General features: G+C 65.2%; 10 protein-coding genes and 2 tRNA genes. 8 read left to right on the forward strand and 4 right to left on the reverse strand.

Going from position 1 to position 16,248, the window contains the following annotated elements:
• Positions 1 to 12: 12 nt before the first annotated feature.
• The 3 genes from nudC (at position 13) to AC1DDG_RS00740 (ending at position 3,910) form a co-directional block, all read left to right on the forward strand.
• Positions 13 to 1,065, forward strand: a complete 1,053-nt coding sequence (nudC, locus tag AC1DDG_RS00730) for an NAD(+) diphosphatase (RefSeq protein ID WP_230119100.1) — start codon at positions 13 to 15, stop codon at positions 1,063 to 1,065.
• A 98-nt stretch (positions 1,066 to 1,163) separates the two neighbouring features.
• Complete coding sequence (locus AC1DDG_RS00735) at positions 1,164 to 3,296, forward strand: ATP-dependent DNA helicase UvrD2 (protein WP_476874588.1); 2,133 nt, start codon at positions 1,164 to 1,166, stop codon at positions 3,294 to 3,296.
• Positions 3,296 to 3,910 (forward strand): M48 metallopeptidase family protein, encoded by a 615-nt coding sequence (locus AC1DDG_RS00740; protein ID WP_476874589.1) that lies wholly within the window; start codon positions 3,296 to 3,298, stop codon positions 3,908 to 3,910. Before AC1DDG_RS00735 ends, AC1DDG_RS00740 begins: the two co-directional genes overlap by 1 nt.
• Positions 3,911 to 3,922: 12 nt before the next feature.
• Here AC1DDG_RS00740 and AC1DDG_RS00745 read toward each other — a convergent pair whose 3' ends face one another.
• Complete coding sequence (locus tag AC1DDG_RS00745) at positions 3,923 to 5,395, reverse strand: zinc-dependent metalloprotease (protein ID WP_476874590.1); 1,473 nt, start codon at positions 5,393 to 5,395, stop codon at positions 3,923 to 3,925.
• 221 nt (positions 5,396 to 5,616) lie between these two features.
• Between AC1DDG_RS00745 and AC1DDG_RS00750 the strand changes: the two genes are divergently transcribed.
• The 5 genes from AC1DDG_RS00750 to AC1DDG_RS00770 all read left to right on the forward strand — a co-directional run bounded on the left by AC1DDG_RS00750 (position 5,617) and on the right by AC1DDG_RS00770 (position 11,465).
• Positions 5,617 to 6,765, forward strand: coding sequence for a YlbL family protein (locus AC1DDG_RS00750; protein ID WP_230119104.1), 1,149 nt, complete (start codon positions 5,617 to 5,619; stop codon positions 6,763 to 6,765).
• A 181-nt stretch (positions 6,766 to 6,946) separates the two neighbouring features.
• Complete coding sequence (locus tag AC1DDG_RS00755; protein ID WP_476874591.1) at positions 6,947 to 9,934, forward strand: UPF0182 family membrane protein; 2,988 nt, start codon at positions 6,947 to 6,949, stop codon at positions 9,932 to 9,934.
• A gap of 154 nt (positions 9,935 to 10,088) precedes the next feature.
• Positions 10,089 to 10,162: transfer RNA gene (locus tag AC1DDG_RS00760), tRNA-Met, on the forward strand.
• 125 nt (positions 10,163 to 10,287) lie between these two features.
• Positions 10,288 to 10,364 (forward strand) — tRNA-Met (locus tag AC1DDG_RS00765).
• A 165-nt stretch (positions 10,365 to 10,529) separates the two neighbouring features.
• Positions 10,530 to 11,465, forward strand: a complete 936-nt coding sequence (locus AC1DDG_RS00770) for a cytochrome b/b6 domain-containing protein (protein ID WP_476874592.1) — start codon at positions 10,530 to 10,532, stop codon at positions 11,463 to 11,465.
• 21 nt (positions 11,466 to 11,486) lie between these two features.
• Here the strand turns inward: AC1DDG_RS00770 and AC1DDG_RS00775 are convergent, their stop codons facing one another.
• From AC1DDG_RS00775 to AC1DDG_RS00785, 3 genes are all read right to left on the reverse strand, one after another.
• Complete coding sequence (locus AC1DDG_RS00775) at positions 11,487 to 12,911, reverse strand: cryptochrome/photolyase family protein (protein WP_230119107.1); 1,425 nt, start codon at positions 12,909 to 12,911, stop codon at positions 11,487 to 11,489.
• A 110-nt stretch (positions 12,912 to 13,021) separates the two neighbouring features.
• Positions 13,022 to 13,807 (reverse strand): PspA/IM30 family protein, encoded by a 786-nt coding sequence (locus AC1DDG_RS00780; protein ID WP_230119108.1) that lies wholly within the window; start codon positions 13,805 to 13,807, stop codon positions 13,022 to 13,024.
• A 107-nt stretch (positions 13,808 to 13,914) separates the two neighbouring features.
• Positions 13,915 to 15,966, reverse strand: coding sequence for a TPM domain-containing protein (locus AC1DDG_RS00785; RefSeq protein ID WP_476874593.1), 2,052 nt, complete (start codon positions 15,964 to 15,966; stop codon positions 13,915 to 13,917).
• Between the last annotated feature and the right edge of the window lie 282 nt (positions 15,967 to 16,248).

Genomic DNA, 16,248 nt, shown 5'->3' on the forward strand with positions numbered 1-16,248 from the left:
TACGGTGGATACATGAGTCATGCGGAGGCCGCTGCGCCGGTCATTAAGCCGGCGGGCCGAGCGCCCGAAAATCACCTGCCAGCGGGTGAGGTACCGGCAAACCATCTCTTCGATACCGTTCTTCCCGTGCGTCCCGCCTTGGTGAACCGCGGCTCCGCGGAGCGGATGAAACCAAACTTCGTGGACGGACTCCTGGCAGCAGGACGCGCCAGGGCCATGGTCCTCTCCGGCAGGCAGGCCTTGATCCACGGCGATGCCCTGGTCCTGGCAGACGCCGGCCAGCTGCGGGACAGGATCCACAACGCCGAGTCCGGGCCCTCGCTCATTGTCTACCTGGGCGCTGCACTCGGTTCCCCCGGTCTACCGGCTGGGACGGAGATCCTCCTTTTCATCCTGCCCGAGCAGATGGAGCCGGGAGCCGCCGGACTCCCCTCGGATGCCACCTGGGAAGGCTTCCGTGACGTCGCTGCCCGGCTGGACCCCACCCATACGGCCCTATTCGTAGAGGCCAGCGCCATTGCCAACTGGCATGCCTCCCATACCCATTGCCCCCGCTGTGGCACGCCGACAACAGTGGAGACCGGCGGCTGGGTACGGCGATGCCCGGCTGACAACTCCGAACACTATCCCCGTACTGATCCCGCCATCATCGTCACAGTGGTGGGCCCGGACGGCCGCCTGCTCCTGGGCGGCGGCGGCCCCCTTGATGCCAAGAACTACTCCACGCTGGCCGGTTTTGTAGAACCGGGGGAGTCCCTTGAGCAGGCCGTGGACCGCGAAATCCACGAAGAAGTGGGCGTGCGGGTCAAGGCGTGCCAGTATCTGGGTTCGCAGTCCTGGCCCTTCCCCGCCTCCCTGATGCTCGGGTTCACCGCTGCCACGGATGACACCGAGGCAATGCCCGACGGCGTGGAGGTCACCCGGGCGCGCTGGTTCAGCCGGGAGGAACTCCAGGAGGCTGTGCTCAGCGGCGAGATCGTCATCTCCAGCAGATTGTCCATCGCCAGGTCCCTCATTGAACACTGGTATGGCGGCGTTATCCAGGACCGGCCCGCGGACGAATGACGCTGCGGGAACGCGGCAAAGGCATATCGCCTGCCTTTCGCGCCGGCGCATATGACCGGAGCGAGCACACCATCCATCCTTTCGACTGAGCAGCAGAAGTGACTACAGAAATTCCTGACGGCAATGCCTCCCTTGAGGACCGCATCCTTGGCGGCCTCGACGCCGAGCAACGTGAGGTCGCGAGCACCCTCGCCGGGCCGCTGTGCGTCCTCGCAGGAGCGGGCACCGGGAAGACGCGCGCCATCACGCACCGGATTGCGTACGGCGTGCACTCCGGGGTCTACAGTCCGCAGCGGCTGCTGGCCGTGACCTTTACCGCCCGGGCTGCGGCGGAAATGCGCAGCAGGCTGCGCGACCTGGGAGTGGGCAATGTCCAGGCCCGGACCTTCCATGCAGCGGCGCTGCGCCAGCTCCAGTTCTTCTGGCCGCAGGCCGTGGGCGGAACGCTGCCGAACCTGCTTGACCACAAGGCGCAGATGATCGCCGAGGCCGCCCGCCGGCTCCGGCTGAGCACGGACCGCGCCTCCATCCGGGACCTGGCCTCCGAGATCGAGTGGGCGAAGGTCTCCATGCTCACCCCGGCCAACTATCTTGAGAACGCACAGGACCGGGGAAACCCCGGCGGCTTCGACCTCACGGCCGTGGCCCGGGTGTTCCAGTCCTATGAGGACGTCAAAACAGACCGGAACGTGATCGACTTCGAGGACGTCCTGCTGATCACCGTGGGCATCCTGCAGGAGGACCCGAAGGTGGCGGCCACTGTCCGCGAACAGTACCGGCATTTCGTGGTGGACGAGTACCAGGACGTTTCGCCGCTGCAGCAGCGGCTCCTGGAACTGTGGCTGGGTGGCCGCGATGAACTCTGCGTGGTGGGTGATGCGAGCCAGACCATCTACTCCTTCACCGGGGCCTCGCCCAAGCACCTGCTTGGGTTTAAGGCCATGTACCCGAACGCCAACGTGGTGAAGCTGATCCGCGATTACCGTTCCACGCCCCAGGTGGTCAAGCTGGCCAATGACCTGCTTGCCGCAAGACGCAGCGGGGGTCCGGTGGCCGACGCCGCCTGGGCATCGCCGCTGAAGCTGGTCGCCCAGCGCTCCGCAGGCCCGGTGCCGGAGTTCACGGAGTGCTCGGACGATGAAGCCGAGGCCGCCACAGCGGCGCTCAAGATCCGTGGACTGATGGACGCAGGCGTCCCGGCGAGTGAGATCGCGGTCCTGTTCCGCACCAACGGGCAGTCCGAGGCTTACGAACAGGCCCTGGCCTCGGCCGGTATCGGCTATCAGCTGCGCGGCGGTGAGCGTTTCTTCGCGCGCAAGGAAGTCCGTGACGCCATTCTGCAGCTTCGGGCGGCAACTCGCGCGGCGGCGGAGTCGGCTCCGCAGCCGCTCGGGCAGCTGGTCCGGGACATCGTGGCCTCGCTTGGCTACACGGATTCCGCCCCGCACAGCGGTGGCGCGCTGCGCGAACGCTGGGAGTCACTGGCCGCCCTCGTGGCGCTGGCGGATGAGCTGGTGCTGAGCCGCGGGCCGCAGTTTACCCTCTCGGATTTCGTGAACGAGCTGCAGGAACGGTCGCTTGCCCAGCACGCACCCACCGTTCAGGGCGTCACACTGGCTTCGCTGCACGCTGCGAAGGGCCTCGAGTGGGACGCCGTGTTCCTCGTCGGGCTCAGTGAAGGCCTCATGCCCATTTCCTTCGCCGATACACCGGAGGCGGTGGACGAGGAACGCCGGCTGCTGTACGTGGGCATCACGCGTGCGAGGGAGCATCTGGCGCTGTCGTGGTCCACCGCCCGCACGCCCGGAGGCCGGGCCAACCGCAAGCCATCCCGCTTCCTGGACGGACTCCGGCCGGATTCCGTGATGAGCTCCTCCGCACGGGGCAAAGGTCCGGCGCCGCGCCGCAAGGCTGCTGTTCCGGCTTCCTGCCGCGTCTGCGGCAGCATGCTGTCCAGCGGCGCGGAACGGAAGGTGGGCCGCTGCGACCAGTGTCCGCCAAGTTACGAGGAACAGACCTTCAACGCCCTCCGGGAATGGCGGAAGGAAGTTGCCCTGTCCGCGGACGTGCCGGCGTTCGTCGTGTTTACCGACGCGACGCTCACCGCCATCGCTGAGGCGCGGCCTTCGTCCCTTGAGGAGCTGGCGCTCTTGGCCGGAATCGGCCCCTCAAAACTCGAACGGTACGGCGAAGCTGTGTTGGCGGTCCTGGTGGAAAGCAGCGTCCTCTGATGGCGGGGACGCAGCTGACGACGCACGATGGCTCACCCGTCGTCGTGCGCCGATCCGCCCGCCGGCGCCGCACCGTGGCCGCGTTTTGGGAGAACGGTACAGCCGTCGTCGCCATCCCCGCGCATTTCAGCCGGGCACAGGAAGCCGAGTGGGTCCGGCGGATGCTGGACAAGCTGAAAGTCCAGGGGGACCGGCAGTCCAAAGGCGGGCGGCGCCCCGCGACCGACTCTGCCCTTGCCAGCCATGCTGCGGAGCTTTCGGCACGCTATCTTGGCGGCGGGGCCGTTCCGACGTCGGTCCGCTGGGTCAGCAACCAGAACTCGCGTTGGGGTTCGGCCACGCCCGCTGACGGGTCCATCCGGCTTTCGGACAAGCTCCGCCCCATGCCGCAGTGGGTGATCGACTACGTGCTGCTCCACGAGCTGGCACACCTGCTGGTTGCAGGGCACAACGCCGCGTTCTGGAAGCTGCTGGAGGCGTACCCCGAAACAGCGCGGGCCAAGGCGTTCCTGGAAGGCGTTTCGTTTGCCACTTCGCGCGGCCTGCCAGCTGACGGGCCTGACCCGCAGGGGCAGGCCGACACGGCGGGGTTCCCCGCCGCCGTCGGCCCTTAGCTGCGGCGTGTCCTAGCCGCGGGTGTCCGTTCCCTCGGAACCGTCGTCCTTCTTGCTGCCATCGTCCTTCTTTGCGGCGTCTTCGGCCGTGCCGCTGTCTCCGGCCGGACCGCCGTCTTCCTCGGTCCCGGCCTCAGGAGTGTCGAAACCGCCGTTCAGGAGTTTCATCAGGGCGTCATCCACTTCGCTGTCGCTGGCTTCGGCCAGCTGGCGGCGTTCACTGAAGCCCTTGGGGTCGTCCAGATCCTCGGCGGTGGGGAGCAAATCGGGATGCTTCCAGATGGCGTCACGGCCCTCGATCCCGCGTTCCTGCTTGAGTGAGGCCCACAGCGTTGCCGCCTCACGGAGACGGCGCGGACGCAACTCGAGACCCACGAGCGAGGCGAAGGCGTGTTCGGCAGGACCGCCCGTTGCGCGCCGACGCCGCACCGTCTCGCGGAGTGCGGCGGCGGACGGGAGGACTTTTTCCGTTGCCGCCGAGGTGAGTTCGTCAACCCAGCCCTCAACGAGCGCCAAGGCGGTTTCCAGTTTCTGCAGTGCCTGCTCCTGCGCGGGCGTCCGCTGTGGCATGAAGACGCCCTGGGACAGGGCCTCCTGGATTCCTTCCGGGTTGCTGGGGTCGAGGTCGCGGGCCAGTTCTTCAATCCGGGAGGTGTCGATGTGGATTCCGCGGGCGTACGCCTCGATGGCGCCCAGCAGGTGCCCCCGCAGCCAGGGGACCTGGACGAACAGCCGTGCGTGGGCGGCTTCGCGGACGGCGAGGAACAGCCGGATGTCGTTTTCCGGCAGGCTGAGCCCCTCGCCGAACTTCGCAACATTGCTCGGGAGAAGTGCCATTTCCAGATCGGCCAGCGGCACGCCGATGTCAGTGGAACTGACCACGTCCGCGGAGAGCGCGCCGATGGCCTGGCCCAGCTGCATGCCGAAAATGGCGCCGCCCATGTTCTGCAGCATGGAGGAGGCGCCGCCCATCATGGACTTCATTTCCTCCGGCATCTGCTCCGTCATGGCGGTGGACAGGGCGTTGGCGATGCTGTTGGCCACTGGTTCGGTAAGACGCTTCCACGTTCCCAGCGTTTCCTCGACCCATTCGGCCCGGGACCACGCCCGGCCGATGAGGCCCGTGGCCGGCAGGTCAGTGACCTGGTCCAGCCACAGCTCAGCCAGCCGCAACGCTTCGTCCACCTCGCGGGACTGTGACGAGGAGACGGACGGATCGGAGCTGCTGGCGGCCACCCGCCGTGCGTTGTCGTGGGCGAGTTTCCAGTTGACCGGGCCCTCTGAGGGCGCGCTCATCATGGCCTGAACCTGCGAAAACATCTGCGCCAGGAGATTGGGGTCATCGGGAAGCCCCGCAGCCTTTGCCAGTTCGGCGGGGTCGATGTCGCCCATGCCCTTGCCGCCCATGAGGTTCTGCAGCATTTCCGCCAGCGGATCCTTAGGATTTTCGTCGCCGTTGGACGGATTGAGTGGGTTGGAGGTCATGATCCCGCCGATCGTCGGTGTGACTATTGATCAACTTCACGCTACCCCTGTGCGAGAGCGGCTGTCTGCCGAAAGGGCGTCCGTTCGCTGTAGGCAAAGAGCTTTCGCCGCGCCCGGACGCGTAGTGTTAGGAGTCGGAATGTTTGCAGGCTGCACCCGGCCGTTCGCTTGGTGCAGCCACAGTGCCGCGTTGGACGACGGCGGTGCGGAGAGGTTCTTCAGTGACGATAACCAAGGGCGATCAGCCCTCAGAGGAGTCCGCTGCTCCCGCTGCCGGTGGCGAACCGGCGGGCGCCCGCGGCTCCCGCCATTCCAGGGCGCGCGATCCCCGGGTGTCCGCCATGATGCTGTCGGGGCTTCTCGCCCTCGGCCTCGGCGTTACGGCCGCCGTCCTGCCGGTCCCGTACGTAGTGGAGTCGCCCGGACCCACGTTTAACACGCTGGGCAAGGACAACGGTAAGCCTGTCATCAGCGTCACCGGGCGGGAGACCTATCCGGCGAAGGGAAACCTCAATCTCACCACCGTCTATGTCGACGGCGGTCCCAACGGGCCGGTCAGTGTTTTTGAGGCGTTCTCTGCGTGGCTCGATGGTTCAAAGGCCGTTTATCCGCAGGAACTGATATTTCCGACGGGCGTGACGAAGGAGCAGTCACAGCAGGAGAGCGCCGTGGCCATGACCACGTCGCAGGAAAACGCGGTGGCTTCGGCACTGAAGGAACTCAACATACCCTTCGGGCAGAAACTTGAGGTCGCCGAGCTTTCAGAGGGTTCCGCCTCCCAGGGAAAACTGAAATCCGGGGATGTCTTTACCTCGATCAACGGCAAACCCATTACATCGCTGGTTGTCGTCCAGGAGGAACTGGCTGCCGGAAAGGGCCGGCCGGCCACTGTCGTCGTGGACCGCTCGGGAAAGCCCGTCTCGGAAACAATAACCCCCACCCGAAGCGATTCCGGCAGGTTCATCCTCGGCGTGCTGCTCAAATACCGCTTCATGTTCCCGTTCGACGTAAAGATTTCACTGGACAAGGTCGGTGGACCAAGCGCCGGCATGATGTTTGCGCTGGGGATCATCGACACCGTGACTCCCGGTGATCTCACGGGCGGGAAACACATTGCCGGCACCGGCACCATCAGCCCGGACGGCGCAGTGGGTCCCATTGGAGGAATCGCTGTCAAGATGCACGGCGCCCGGGCCGACGGCGCCACCATGTTCCTCGCCCCGGCCGCAAACTGCGCCGAGGTCACAGGGCACATTCCGGACGGTCTGCAGGTGGTCAAGGTCGAGAACCTGGACGAGGCGAAGCGGGCGGTGGAGTTGACGGCAAGAGGCGCGGACACATCGGGCCTTCCCACCTGCGCAAACAACTAGACTAAATGGAGGAACTAAGGCCCGGCGCCACTCGTGGCACTAATGACAGCCGTCGCCAGGGTGTGTGGCGGGCCGCGCAAGCTGACACGTGCATGGCGCCCAGCGCGCAGTGCGCGATGCATGTTGTCCCATGAAAACTTCAAATATCATCAGCAACTGACAAAGCTATGAGGTACAGAGTTTGTCCCGTCCTGCCAGCCCCACCCCGCCCGGAAGACTCCAGCCAAGGCGCGGTGCCTTGACGCCGACGCTCATTGTCGTAGCACTGGTTGTCGTCGGATTCATCTTCTTCGCCAATGTCTGGACGGACGTCCTCTGGTACCAGCAGCTGGGGTTCTTTGAAGTGTTCCTGACGGAAAACCTGGCGCGGATCAGCATCTTTGCGGCTGGCTTCGCCATCATGTTCGCCGGCGTGTTCTACGCCATCCGGATCGCCTACCACGCGCGTCCTGTGTACGCCCCCGACTCCGAGATCAGGGACAACCTGAACCGGTACCAGGCCCAGCTCGAACCCGTGCGCCGGGTGGTCATGATCGGCCTTCCGGTGCTGTTCGGGCTCTTCGCCGGCAGCGCGGCCTCCAGCCAATGGCAGAAAGTCCTGCTGTTCTTCAACCAGGAACCGTTCGGCCAGAATGACCCCGAGTTCGGACTCGACATCGGCTTCTACCTCATGACGCTGCCGTTCCTGGGCTTCGTCGTGGGGTTCCTCATCAGTGTGGCCGTCGTTGCCGGCATCGCGGGCATCCTCACGCACTACCTGTACGGCAGCATCCGGATTCTGGAACGCGGTATTTTCACGAGCCGCGCTGCACAGATCCACCTCGCCGTGACGGGCGCCTCATTCCTGATCCTCCTCGGCATCAACTTCTGGCTGGACCGCTTCGCTGCGGTGCAGAACAGCGGCGGCAGGTGGGCCGGTGCGCTGTATACGGACGTCAGTGCCGTCATTCCAACGAAGGCGATCCTGGCCGTTGCCGCGATCCTGGTAGCGATCCTGTACATTGTTGCGGCAGTCATCGGCAAGTGGCGGCTGCCCCTCATCGGCACGGCCATGCTGGTGATCACGTCCATCCTCGCCGGCGGCGTCTACCCCTGGGTCATCCAGCAGTTCCAGGTCCGGCCGTCGGAGCAGACCCTGGAAAAGAAATACATCGAACGCAATATCGGCATGACGCGTGCCGCCTATGGACTCGACCAGGTCAAGGTTGAACGCTACAACGCCACAACAACCACCACCGCAGGAGCGTTGGCGCCGGACGCGCAGACCACTGCTAACATCCGGCTTCTGGACCCGAACCTGATATCCGACGCCTTCTCCCAGCTTGAGCAGTTCCGCCCGTACTACCAGTTCCCCAAAGCGTTGAACGTGGACCGGTACGAGGTCAACGGGAAGATGCAGGACACCGTCATTGCTGTTCGCGAACTCAACCCGGATGGGCTCAGCGCCGATCAGCAGTCCTGGCTGAACAGGCACGTGGTGTACACCCACGGTTACGGCGTGGTTGCCGCGAAAGGCAACAAATTCACGGCTGACGGCAAACCGGAGTTCCTGCAGTCCGGCATCCCCTCGACCGGCGTGCTCGGTACTGACAAGACTTACGAGCCGCGGATCTACTTTGGCGAGGATTCGCCGGAGTATTCAATTGTCGGAGCGCCGCAGGGCGCGGCGCACCGCGAGCAGGACCGTCCTGCCTCCAAGGACGGCGGCGAGACCCAGTACACGTTCACCGGCAGCGGCGGCCCGAACGTCGGCAGCTTCCTCAACCGCGTGCTCTACTCGATCAAGTTCCAGTCCTCAGATCTGCTGCTGTCGGACGGCGTGAACGATGCGTCGCAGATCCTTTACGAACGCAATCCCCGCGAACGGGTACAGAAGGTGGCGCCTTACCTGACCGTGGACGGCAACGCCTATCCCGCCGTCGTTGACGGCCGGGTCAAGTGGATTGTTGACGGCTACACCACCAGCCAGTATTACCCGTACTCGCAGCAGGAGCAGCTCTCGGACGCCACCACGGATTCGCAGACGACGACCGGCCGCAACGTGGCTCTGCCCAACAGCTCCGTGAATTACATCCGCAACTCGGTCAAGGCCACCGTGGATGCGTATGACGGTTCGGTCACCCTGTACGCCTGGGACGACCAGGACCCCCTTCTCAAGGCCTGGCAGAAGGTCTTCCCGACGTCCCTTAAGCCCTACTCGGAGATGTCGGCGCAGGTCATGAGCCACGTGCGCTACCCGGAGGACTTGTTCAAGGTCCAGCGGGAGCTGCTGGGGCGCTATCACGTGACGGACCCGGTCAGCTTCTACAAGAACGACGACGCCTGGAGCGTTCCGAACGATCCTACGGTTTCGGATGCGGTCAAGCAGCCGCCGTTCTACATGTCCCTGCAGATGCCCGACCAGAAGAAACCGGCCTTCCAGTTGACGTCGGGCTACATTCCGCAGGTGGTGGACGGGAATGCCCGCAACGTCCTCTACGGCTTCCTCGCCGCGGATTCGGACGCGGGGAACAAGAAGGGTGTCAAGGCTGGTTCCTACGGTGAGCTGAGGCTCCTGCAGGTTCCGCCGGAGGCCCAGGTTCCGGGCCCGGGCCAGGCACAGAACAAGTTCAACTCTGATCCCACGGTGTCGCAGGCACTAAACCTGCTGCGGCAGGGTGCCTCTGACGTGCTGAACGGCAACCTGCTGACGCTGCCTGCGGGCGGCGGCATGCTGTACATCCAGCCCGTGTATCTCAAGTCCACGGGTGAGACTTCCTACCCGACGCTGCAGCGGGTGCTGGTGGCCTTTGGCGACAAGATCGGCTTCGCGCCCACCTTGGATGCCGCCCTGAACCAGTTGTTCGGCGGCAATTCCGGAGCGACGGCCGGAGACAAGGACAACAACGGGCAGACGCCCGCGCCGCCGGGCGGCACCACGCCTCCTCCGGCAGGCGGAACGGATGCCAAGGCTGCACTGAAGGCTGCCCTGGACGAGGCGAACGCAGCCATCAAGGCCGGCCAGGACGCCTTGGCCAAGGGGGACTTCGCAGCCTACGGCGAACAGCAGAAGAAGCTGGCGGCCGCCTTGAAGAAGGCGCTCGACGCCGAGGCGAAGATCGGCGCCACCGGAACGGCCGGCACGCCGACCACCCCCTCGGCCACGCCGACGCCTACGCCGAGCAGCTGACGCACTGACAGTGACAGGGCCGGTCCCGTGCTTCCGCAAGGAGGCCGGGGCCGGCCCTTTTGCTGTGCTGCCACCAATGAGGCCGCGCCGAGACGCAGATCACGTCGCCTCGATTTGGCCTCCCGTTCACCGAACGGTAGAGTTGTTCTTGCGACGCGGGGTGGAGCAGTTCGGTAGCTCGCTGGGCTCATAACCCAGAGGTCACAGGTTCAAATCCTGTCCCCGCAACTGAGGAAAGGCCCGGATCACCGCAAGGTAGTCCGGGCCTTTTGCTGTCTCCACAGGTTTCGTTTGCACCCGACGAGCGGGGTGGAAAGTGCGGCACCAAAAGTAGGGTAGTGTTGATCAAGCGACGCGGGGTGGAGCAGTTCGGTAGCTCGCTGGGCTCATAACCCAGAGGTCACAGGTTCAAATCCTGTCCCCGCAACCAGAAGAGAGGCCCTGACCGGCGATTGGCCGGTCGGGGCCTCTTGCTTTGCCCGTTCGTTTTGCCCAAGGGCCAGCGGTTCCTAGTATTCTCTTTCGCAGGGCCCGGAAATCCAGGCCGGCACACGGCCCCGCACTGGTCAGTCATTCTCGAGAGGAATGTAGTTCGATGTCCACAACCAAGAACAAGTCCGGCACGTCCGAAGGCAAGCGGTCCCGGCTCTACTGGGCAGTGCCTGCGGCGCTGGTGGCCATAGTGCTGGTGGTGCTGCTCGCGAAGTGGGTCACGGGCTTGTCGGGCGTCCGGTCCTTCATGGCGGACTACCCCGGACACTCTGAACTCCCCGCCGGAGCGCCGGTGGGCTTTCCGGCCTGGCTGGCATGGCAGCATTTCCTGAACGCCTTCTTCCTCCTGCTCATCATCCGGACGGGGTGGCAGGTCCGGACCACGACGCGCCCCAGCGGCTACTGGACACGGAACAACAAGGGGATCATCCGAACCAGGAACGCCCCCACCAAAATCAGCCTTGAACTCTGGTTCCACCTCACGCTTGATGCCCTGTGGATCCTGAACGGGCTCGTATTCGCTGTTTTGCTGTTCGCCACCGGGCAATGGATGCGGATCGTGCCCACCAGCTGGGATGTGTTCCCCAATGCGCTCTCGGCCGCGTTGCAGTACGCATCACTGAGCTGGCCCACTGAGAACGGCTGGGTCAACTACAACGCCCTGCAGCTCCTGACCTACTTCGTGACTGTCTTCATCGCCGCACCCTTGGCCTTCATTTCCGGGTTGAGGACGTCATCCGCCTGGCCGAAAAAGGCCACCGCCCTCAACAAGGCGTATCCGATTGAGGTCGCCCGTGCGATCCATTTCCCGGTGATGATCTACTTTGTGGCCTTCATCGTGGTGCACGTGTTCCTGGTCCTGGCCACCGGCGCGCTCCGGAACCTCAACCACATGTATGGCGGCAGCGACGACGTCAGCTGGGTCGGGTTCGGCATCTTCGCAGCCTCAGTCGCCGTGATGGTGGCAGCATGGTTCCTGGCGCGACCGCTCTTCCTGCGGCCCATCGCCTCCCTCATGGGCAAGGTCAGCAGCCGCTGAAGCGGCGGCTGCCCCAGCGGCTCACAGCGCTTTGAGCCGCTGGTAGGTGTCCAGCGCACGTTCGCGGGACTCCTGCAGCCCGACGAGGGGCTCGGGATAGCCGGACGCCGCTTCGGGGTCCTTCCACGGTTCGTGGATCCTTTTATCGTCCAGGCCCGAGAGCTCCGGGATATAGCCCCGGAGGTACCGCCCCCCGGCGTCGAATTTCTTGCTTTGCGTCACCGGATTGAAAATCCGGAAGTACGGCGAGGCGTCCGCTCCGGAGCCGGCCACCCACTGCCAGTTGGCGGGATTGCTCGCGGCGTCGGCGTCCACAAGGGTGTCCCAGAACCATGCCTCGCCCAGGCGCCAGTCGGCCAGCAGATTCTTCACCAGGAACGATGCCGCTGCCATGCGCACCCGATTGTGCATCCATCCCGTCTGCCAGAGCTGCCGCATCCCGGCATCCACGAGCGGATACCCCGTGCGCCCTTGTTGCCACGCCTCGAGTTCGGCGTCCGACGGCGTCTGCCAGGGGAAACGGTCAAACTCGCGACGGTAATTTTCGGTGGCCAGCCCCGGGTTTTCGTACAGGAGCTGCCAGCAGAATTCACGCCAGCCAAGCTCGCTTCGAAAGATGCCGACGTCGGCAGGAGCGTTCCGGGGGAATCGTTCGCGGAGCGCATGCCAGATTCGGAACGGGCTGATTTCGCCGAAGCGAAGATGCGGGGAGAGCCGGCTGGTGCCTTCCACGCCGGGAACGTCCCGGCCGGTGCCGTATTCCTCCACGGGCCCGTCCAGGAAATCCTCAAGCCGTTGGCTGGCCCCCTGTTCGCCGGGAGCCCACGTGTCCGCGAGCCCGCCGCTCCAATCCGGCCGGTGGGGGAGCAGCCCCCAGGAATCGAGGCTGTCGCCGGCCGGCGGGGCACCGGACGGGCCGGCTGCCGGCTCCGGGAGGCGCTGTGGGGCGTCAACTGGCAACCGGGGCTCGGCGCCGGCCAGGCAGGAACGCCAGAACGGAGTGAACACCTTGTACGGTCCGCCCGAGCCCGTCCGGACAGTCCACGGTTCGAAGAGGAGGTTCGCCTGGAAGCTGGTGGCCTCGATGCCCTCGCCGGTGGCCCATTCCTTGAGGCCCGCGTCCAGCGTGCGCTCTGGAAGCCCGTAGCGCCGGTTCCACAAGATGGTGCCCGCCGCGGTCTCGTTGGCCAGTTCCCGGATTGCCGGTGCGGCGGCACCGCGCCGGAGCAGCAGCCGCGACCCTTTCGACTCAAGCTCCGCCGAAAGGGCGCTCAATGAATGGTGGAGCCACCATCTGGCCGCACCGCCGAGCGGGCGGATGCCGGGGGAGGCCTCGTCCAGGACGTAGACCACGGTCATCTTTTCCGGCGACGATGCCGCCACGGCGAGGGCAGGGTTATCGTCGAGACGAAGGTCATCGCGCAGCCAGACAATCGTTGAAGCCATGGCTCCACGCTACACGCCGCGGAAACGAACAAGGCCGGGGTCCAGCGGACCCCGGCCTTGCCAGGCTGGCGATAAGAGCGCCCGGGGTTATGCGCCCAGGGCCGGCATCTTTACAGCTTGTCGAAGTCAGCCTCGTCGACGGTCGAGCCGGTAGCGGCCGATCCCGACGCCCCGATTGCCGGCTTGGCGTTGCCTGACTTCAGCGCTGCCAGCCGTGCGTCAATCTCCGTCTGCTCGCCGAGATCCTCGAGCTGGTTGAACTGGGCGTCCAGGCTGGAGGCCGCGAGTTCCTGCTGGCCACGCACCTTTGCTTCTTCACGGCGGATCTTCTCTTCGAACCGGCCGACTTCACTGGTGGGATCCATGAAGTCGATGCTCTTGAGCGCGTCATGGACCTGGGACTGCGCGGCGGCGGTCTTGGAACGGGCCACAAGCTCGTTGCGCTTGCTGGTGAGCTGGTTCAGCTTCCCCTTCATCTGGTCCAGACCGGTCTTGAGCCTGTCCACCACCTCGGACTGTGATGCGATATTGGGCTCAGCGGCCCGGGCCTCGTTTTCCGAGGACATCTGGCGCTGCAGGGCGACCTTTGCCAGGTTGTCGAATTTCTGGGCGTCGGCCGCGTTGCCGCCGCTGCGGTAGTCGTCGGCTTTGCGAGACGCGGCCAGTGCCTTGTTTCCCCAGTCGTGCGCGTTTTTGATGTCCTCGTTGTAGTCGTCCTGGAGCATGCGCAGGTTTCCGATGGTCTGGGCAACCGCGGCTTCGGCCTCGGCGATGTTGTTGGTGTAATCGCGGACCATCTGGTCCAGCATCTTCTGCGGATCCTCGGCCTGGTCCAGCAGCGAATTGATGTTTGCTTTTGCCAGCTGCGCCATGCGGCCGAAAATGGACTGCTTCATGGTGTTACCTTTCGTCCTGCTCAGTGTTTCCCACTGAATCCAGTGAACAGTTGATGTACCGCTTCTACCCGCCGGCTGCATTGTCGCGCCAGCGCTAGTCTTGCCGGCTAGAAACTGCCGGAATCACCGCCGCCGAAGTCGCCGCCGCCAAAGTCCCCGCCGCCGAAGTCGCCGCCGCCGGAGTCCCCACCCCAGCCGCCGCCGTCACCATGGCCGCCGCCCCAGCCGCCCCCACTGCCCCCGTTGAGGATGGAGTTGATGAGGATGCCGCCGAGGATGGCACCGCCAAGGCCGCCGCCTCCGCCGCCGCCGCCGAACATGCCGCCACGGCCATAGCCCTGGTTCGCGTAACCGCCGAAGCTGTCGACGTCGGACTGGGCCAACTGGGCGGCCTGGGCGGCCAGCGCGTGGGCCTGCTGGGCGTAGGTCAGCGCCGTGACAGGGTCGTTCCGGGAGATAGACAGCGCATAGTCCAGGTTGCGCTGCGCCTCGGCCAGGCGGGTCCGCGCTTCAGTGCCGACGCCGCCACGCCTCGCGGTGATGTAATCCGAGGTGGCGCTGATCTGTGCCTGCGCGGACATGATGGTCTGCTGCAGTGAAGCCTGCGCCCGGCGGGCCTGCTCCTGCTGGTCACGGATGCCGCTGAGGGAACGGTCAAGGGACTGGTGGGCTGATTCCACACGCTCGAGCGTGGCGATCGGATCGATCTTGCCGGCCTGGATTTCGCCCTTCACCTGGCCGAGGGCCGCTTCAACCGCGGCCACCGGCCCGGCAAGCTCGGGATGGGCGCCGGACTGGATGATGGCCTTCGCCTGAGCCAGGTCCTGGGCGGTATCCACGACGGCGGCTTCGAGCCCGTTCCGGGCCTCGTCCAGGCTGCCGGCAACCTTGGAGATGGCGTCCAGGAGGACGTTGGTCTGGTGCAGGCTCTCCTCTGCGGCGCGGACGGCCACGGCGGCAAGGCTTCCTTCACCGGCCGCCAGCTTTTCGCGGGCAGTCGCGCCGGCATTCTGCACGAACGCGAGGCGCTCCTTGGCCTGCGCGATGTTGTCCGATACCTGGACAAGCGCGCTGTCGGCGTACTTGCCGCGCAGGTCCGCCAGCGTCTGTTCCGCCTTGGCGATTTTCGCGTCGGCCTCGACCGCCCCGGAATTCACGGCGGCAAGCGCCTGGGGCGCGTTCTTTTCGAGTTCGCGGAGCGAGTCGAAGTCCGCTTTCTGTTCCTGCAGGGAAGCGAGGGCGGCTTCGGAGCGGCGGACGATCTCGCCCAGCCAGCTGCGTTGCTGCTCTTCTGTGTCCGGGATATGGTCGTCCAGCTGCTGCTGCAGCTTGAACGACTCGGACATGTGGGCCTTCGCTTCCTCAAGCGCCTTGGTGAAATTCCCGACGGCGGCGTCGCCGTATTGGGCCTGCGCAAACCCAAGTTCCTGCTCGCTGGACTTGATGGCGTCGTCGGCCTCAATGAGCAGCGAGCCGCTCTTGCGGCGCAGCTCCTCGACACTCAGCGAAGCGAGCGGATCAAGCTCGGCGCCCTGCGGTCCATAGCTGGCGCTGGACGCCTGGGCCTTCTTCCGCCGGTTCCGGAGGTAGAGATAGGTTCCTGCACCGCCGGCGGCCACAACACCGGCGCCAACGAGAACCGCAGCACCGGCGCCGCCGGAGGAAACAGTGCCGCTCCCGCCGCCAGCCGCATCGCCAACGGCTGACGCAGTATCAATGGCGGCCTGTGCGTAGTCCCTCTTGCCTCCGGCGAGGTTTGCAACGATGGCGTTCTGCGTGATGTTCGACGTCTTGGACGCGATGGCACTTGCCGAGTTCGGGGCGAAGTAGTACTGGCCCGCTGTCGAGATAGCGAGCAGAACGTCTGCCCTGCCCATGCCCTTCTCGGTGGCGACCGCCTGCCCCCACGCTTTGGGGTCGGCCGGATTCTCGAAGGACTTCACGGTGACCACGTAGAGGTTGTATTTGTGGTCCTTCAGCAGCTTCTGGACGGCGTCCTGGACCTCGCCCTTTCGGCTGCCGAGGACATTCGCATCATCCACGATGTTCTGGCCGGACGGGATGGATACCGGATCTTCAGCCCAAGCCGCTGCGGCAGGAAGCGCCAGCATTCCAGTCAGGCCGATCACGGCGAGAACACGTTTCAACATTGACCGCATGGCAACCCTTCAGCACGCCTGCGACTGATTCAGGATGAAACAGCCGTCTCAGAATGCAGCAGCGCCCCCACGCCGGGTGTAAAGCCGCAGGTCGCTGTGGCAATTCTTCTTGATTCTATGGTGCACCAAGGGGGCAGTCCACGGCCGGGAATATGCCACCAGCGAAAAGCGCTCTTATCCTAGGTGGACGGGTCTCGTCCGGTGCCGGCGGGCACGTTCAGGAACCTCCCAGCAAACGTTCGCTTTAGTTTCAGTCCCATCGTCCATAGTTAATGGCAGACG

Source organism: Arthrobacter sp. 10L430, assembly GCF_056395245.1.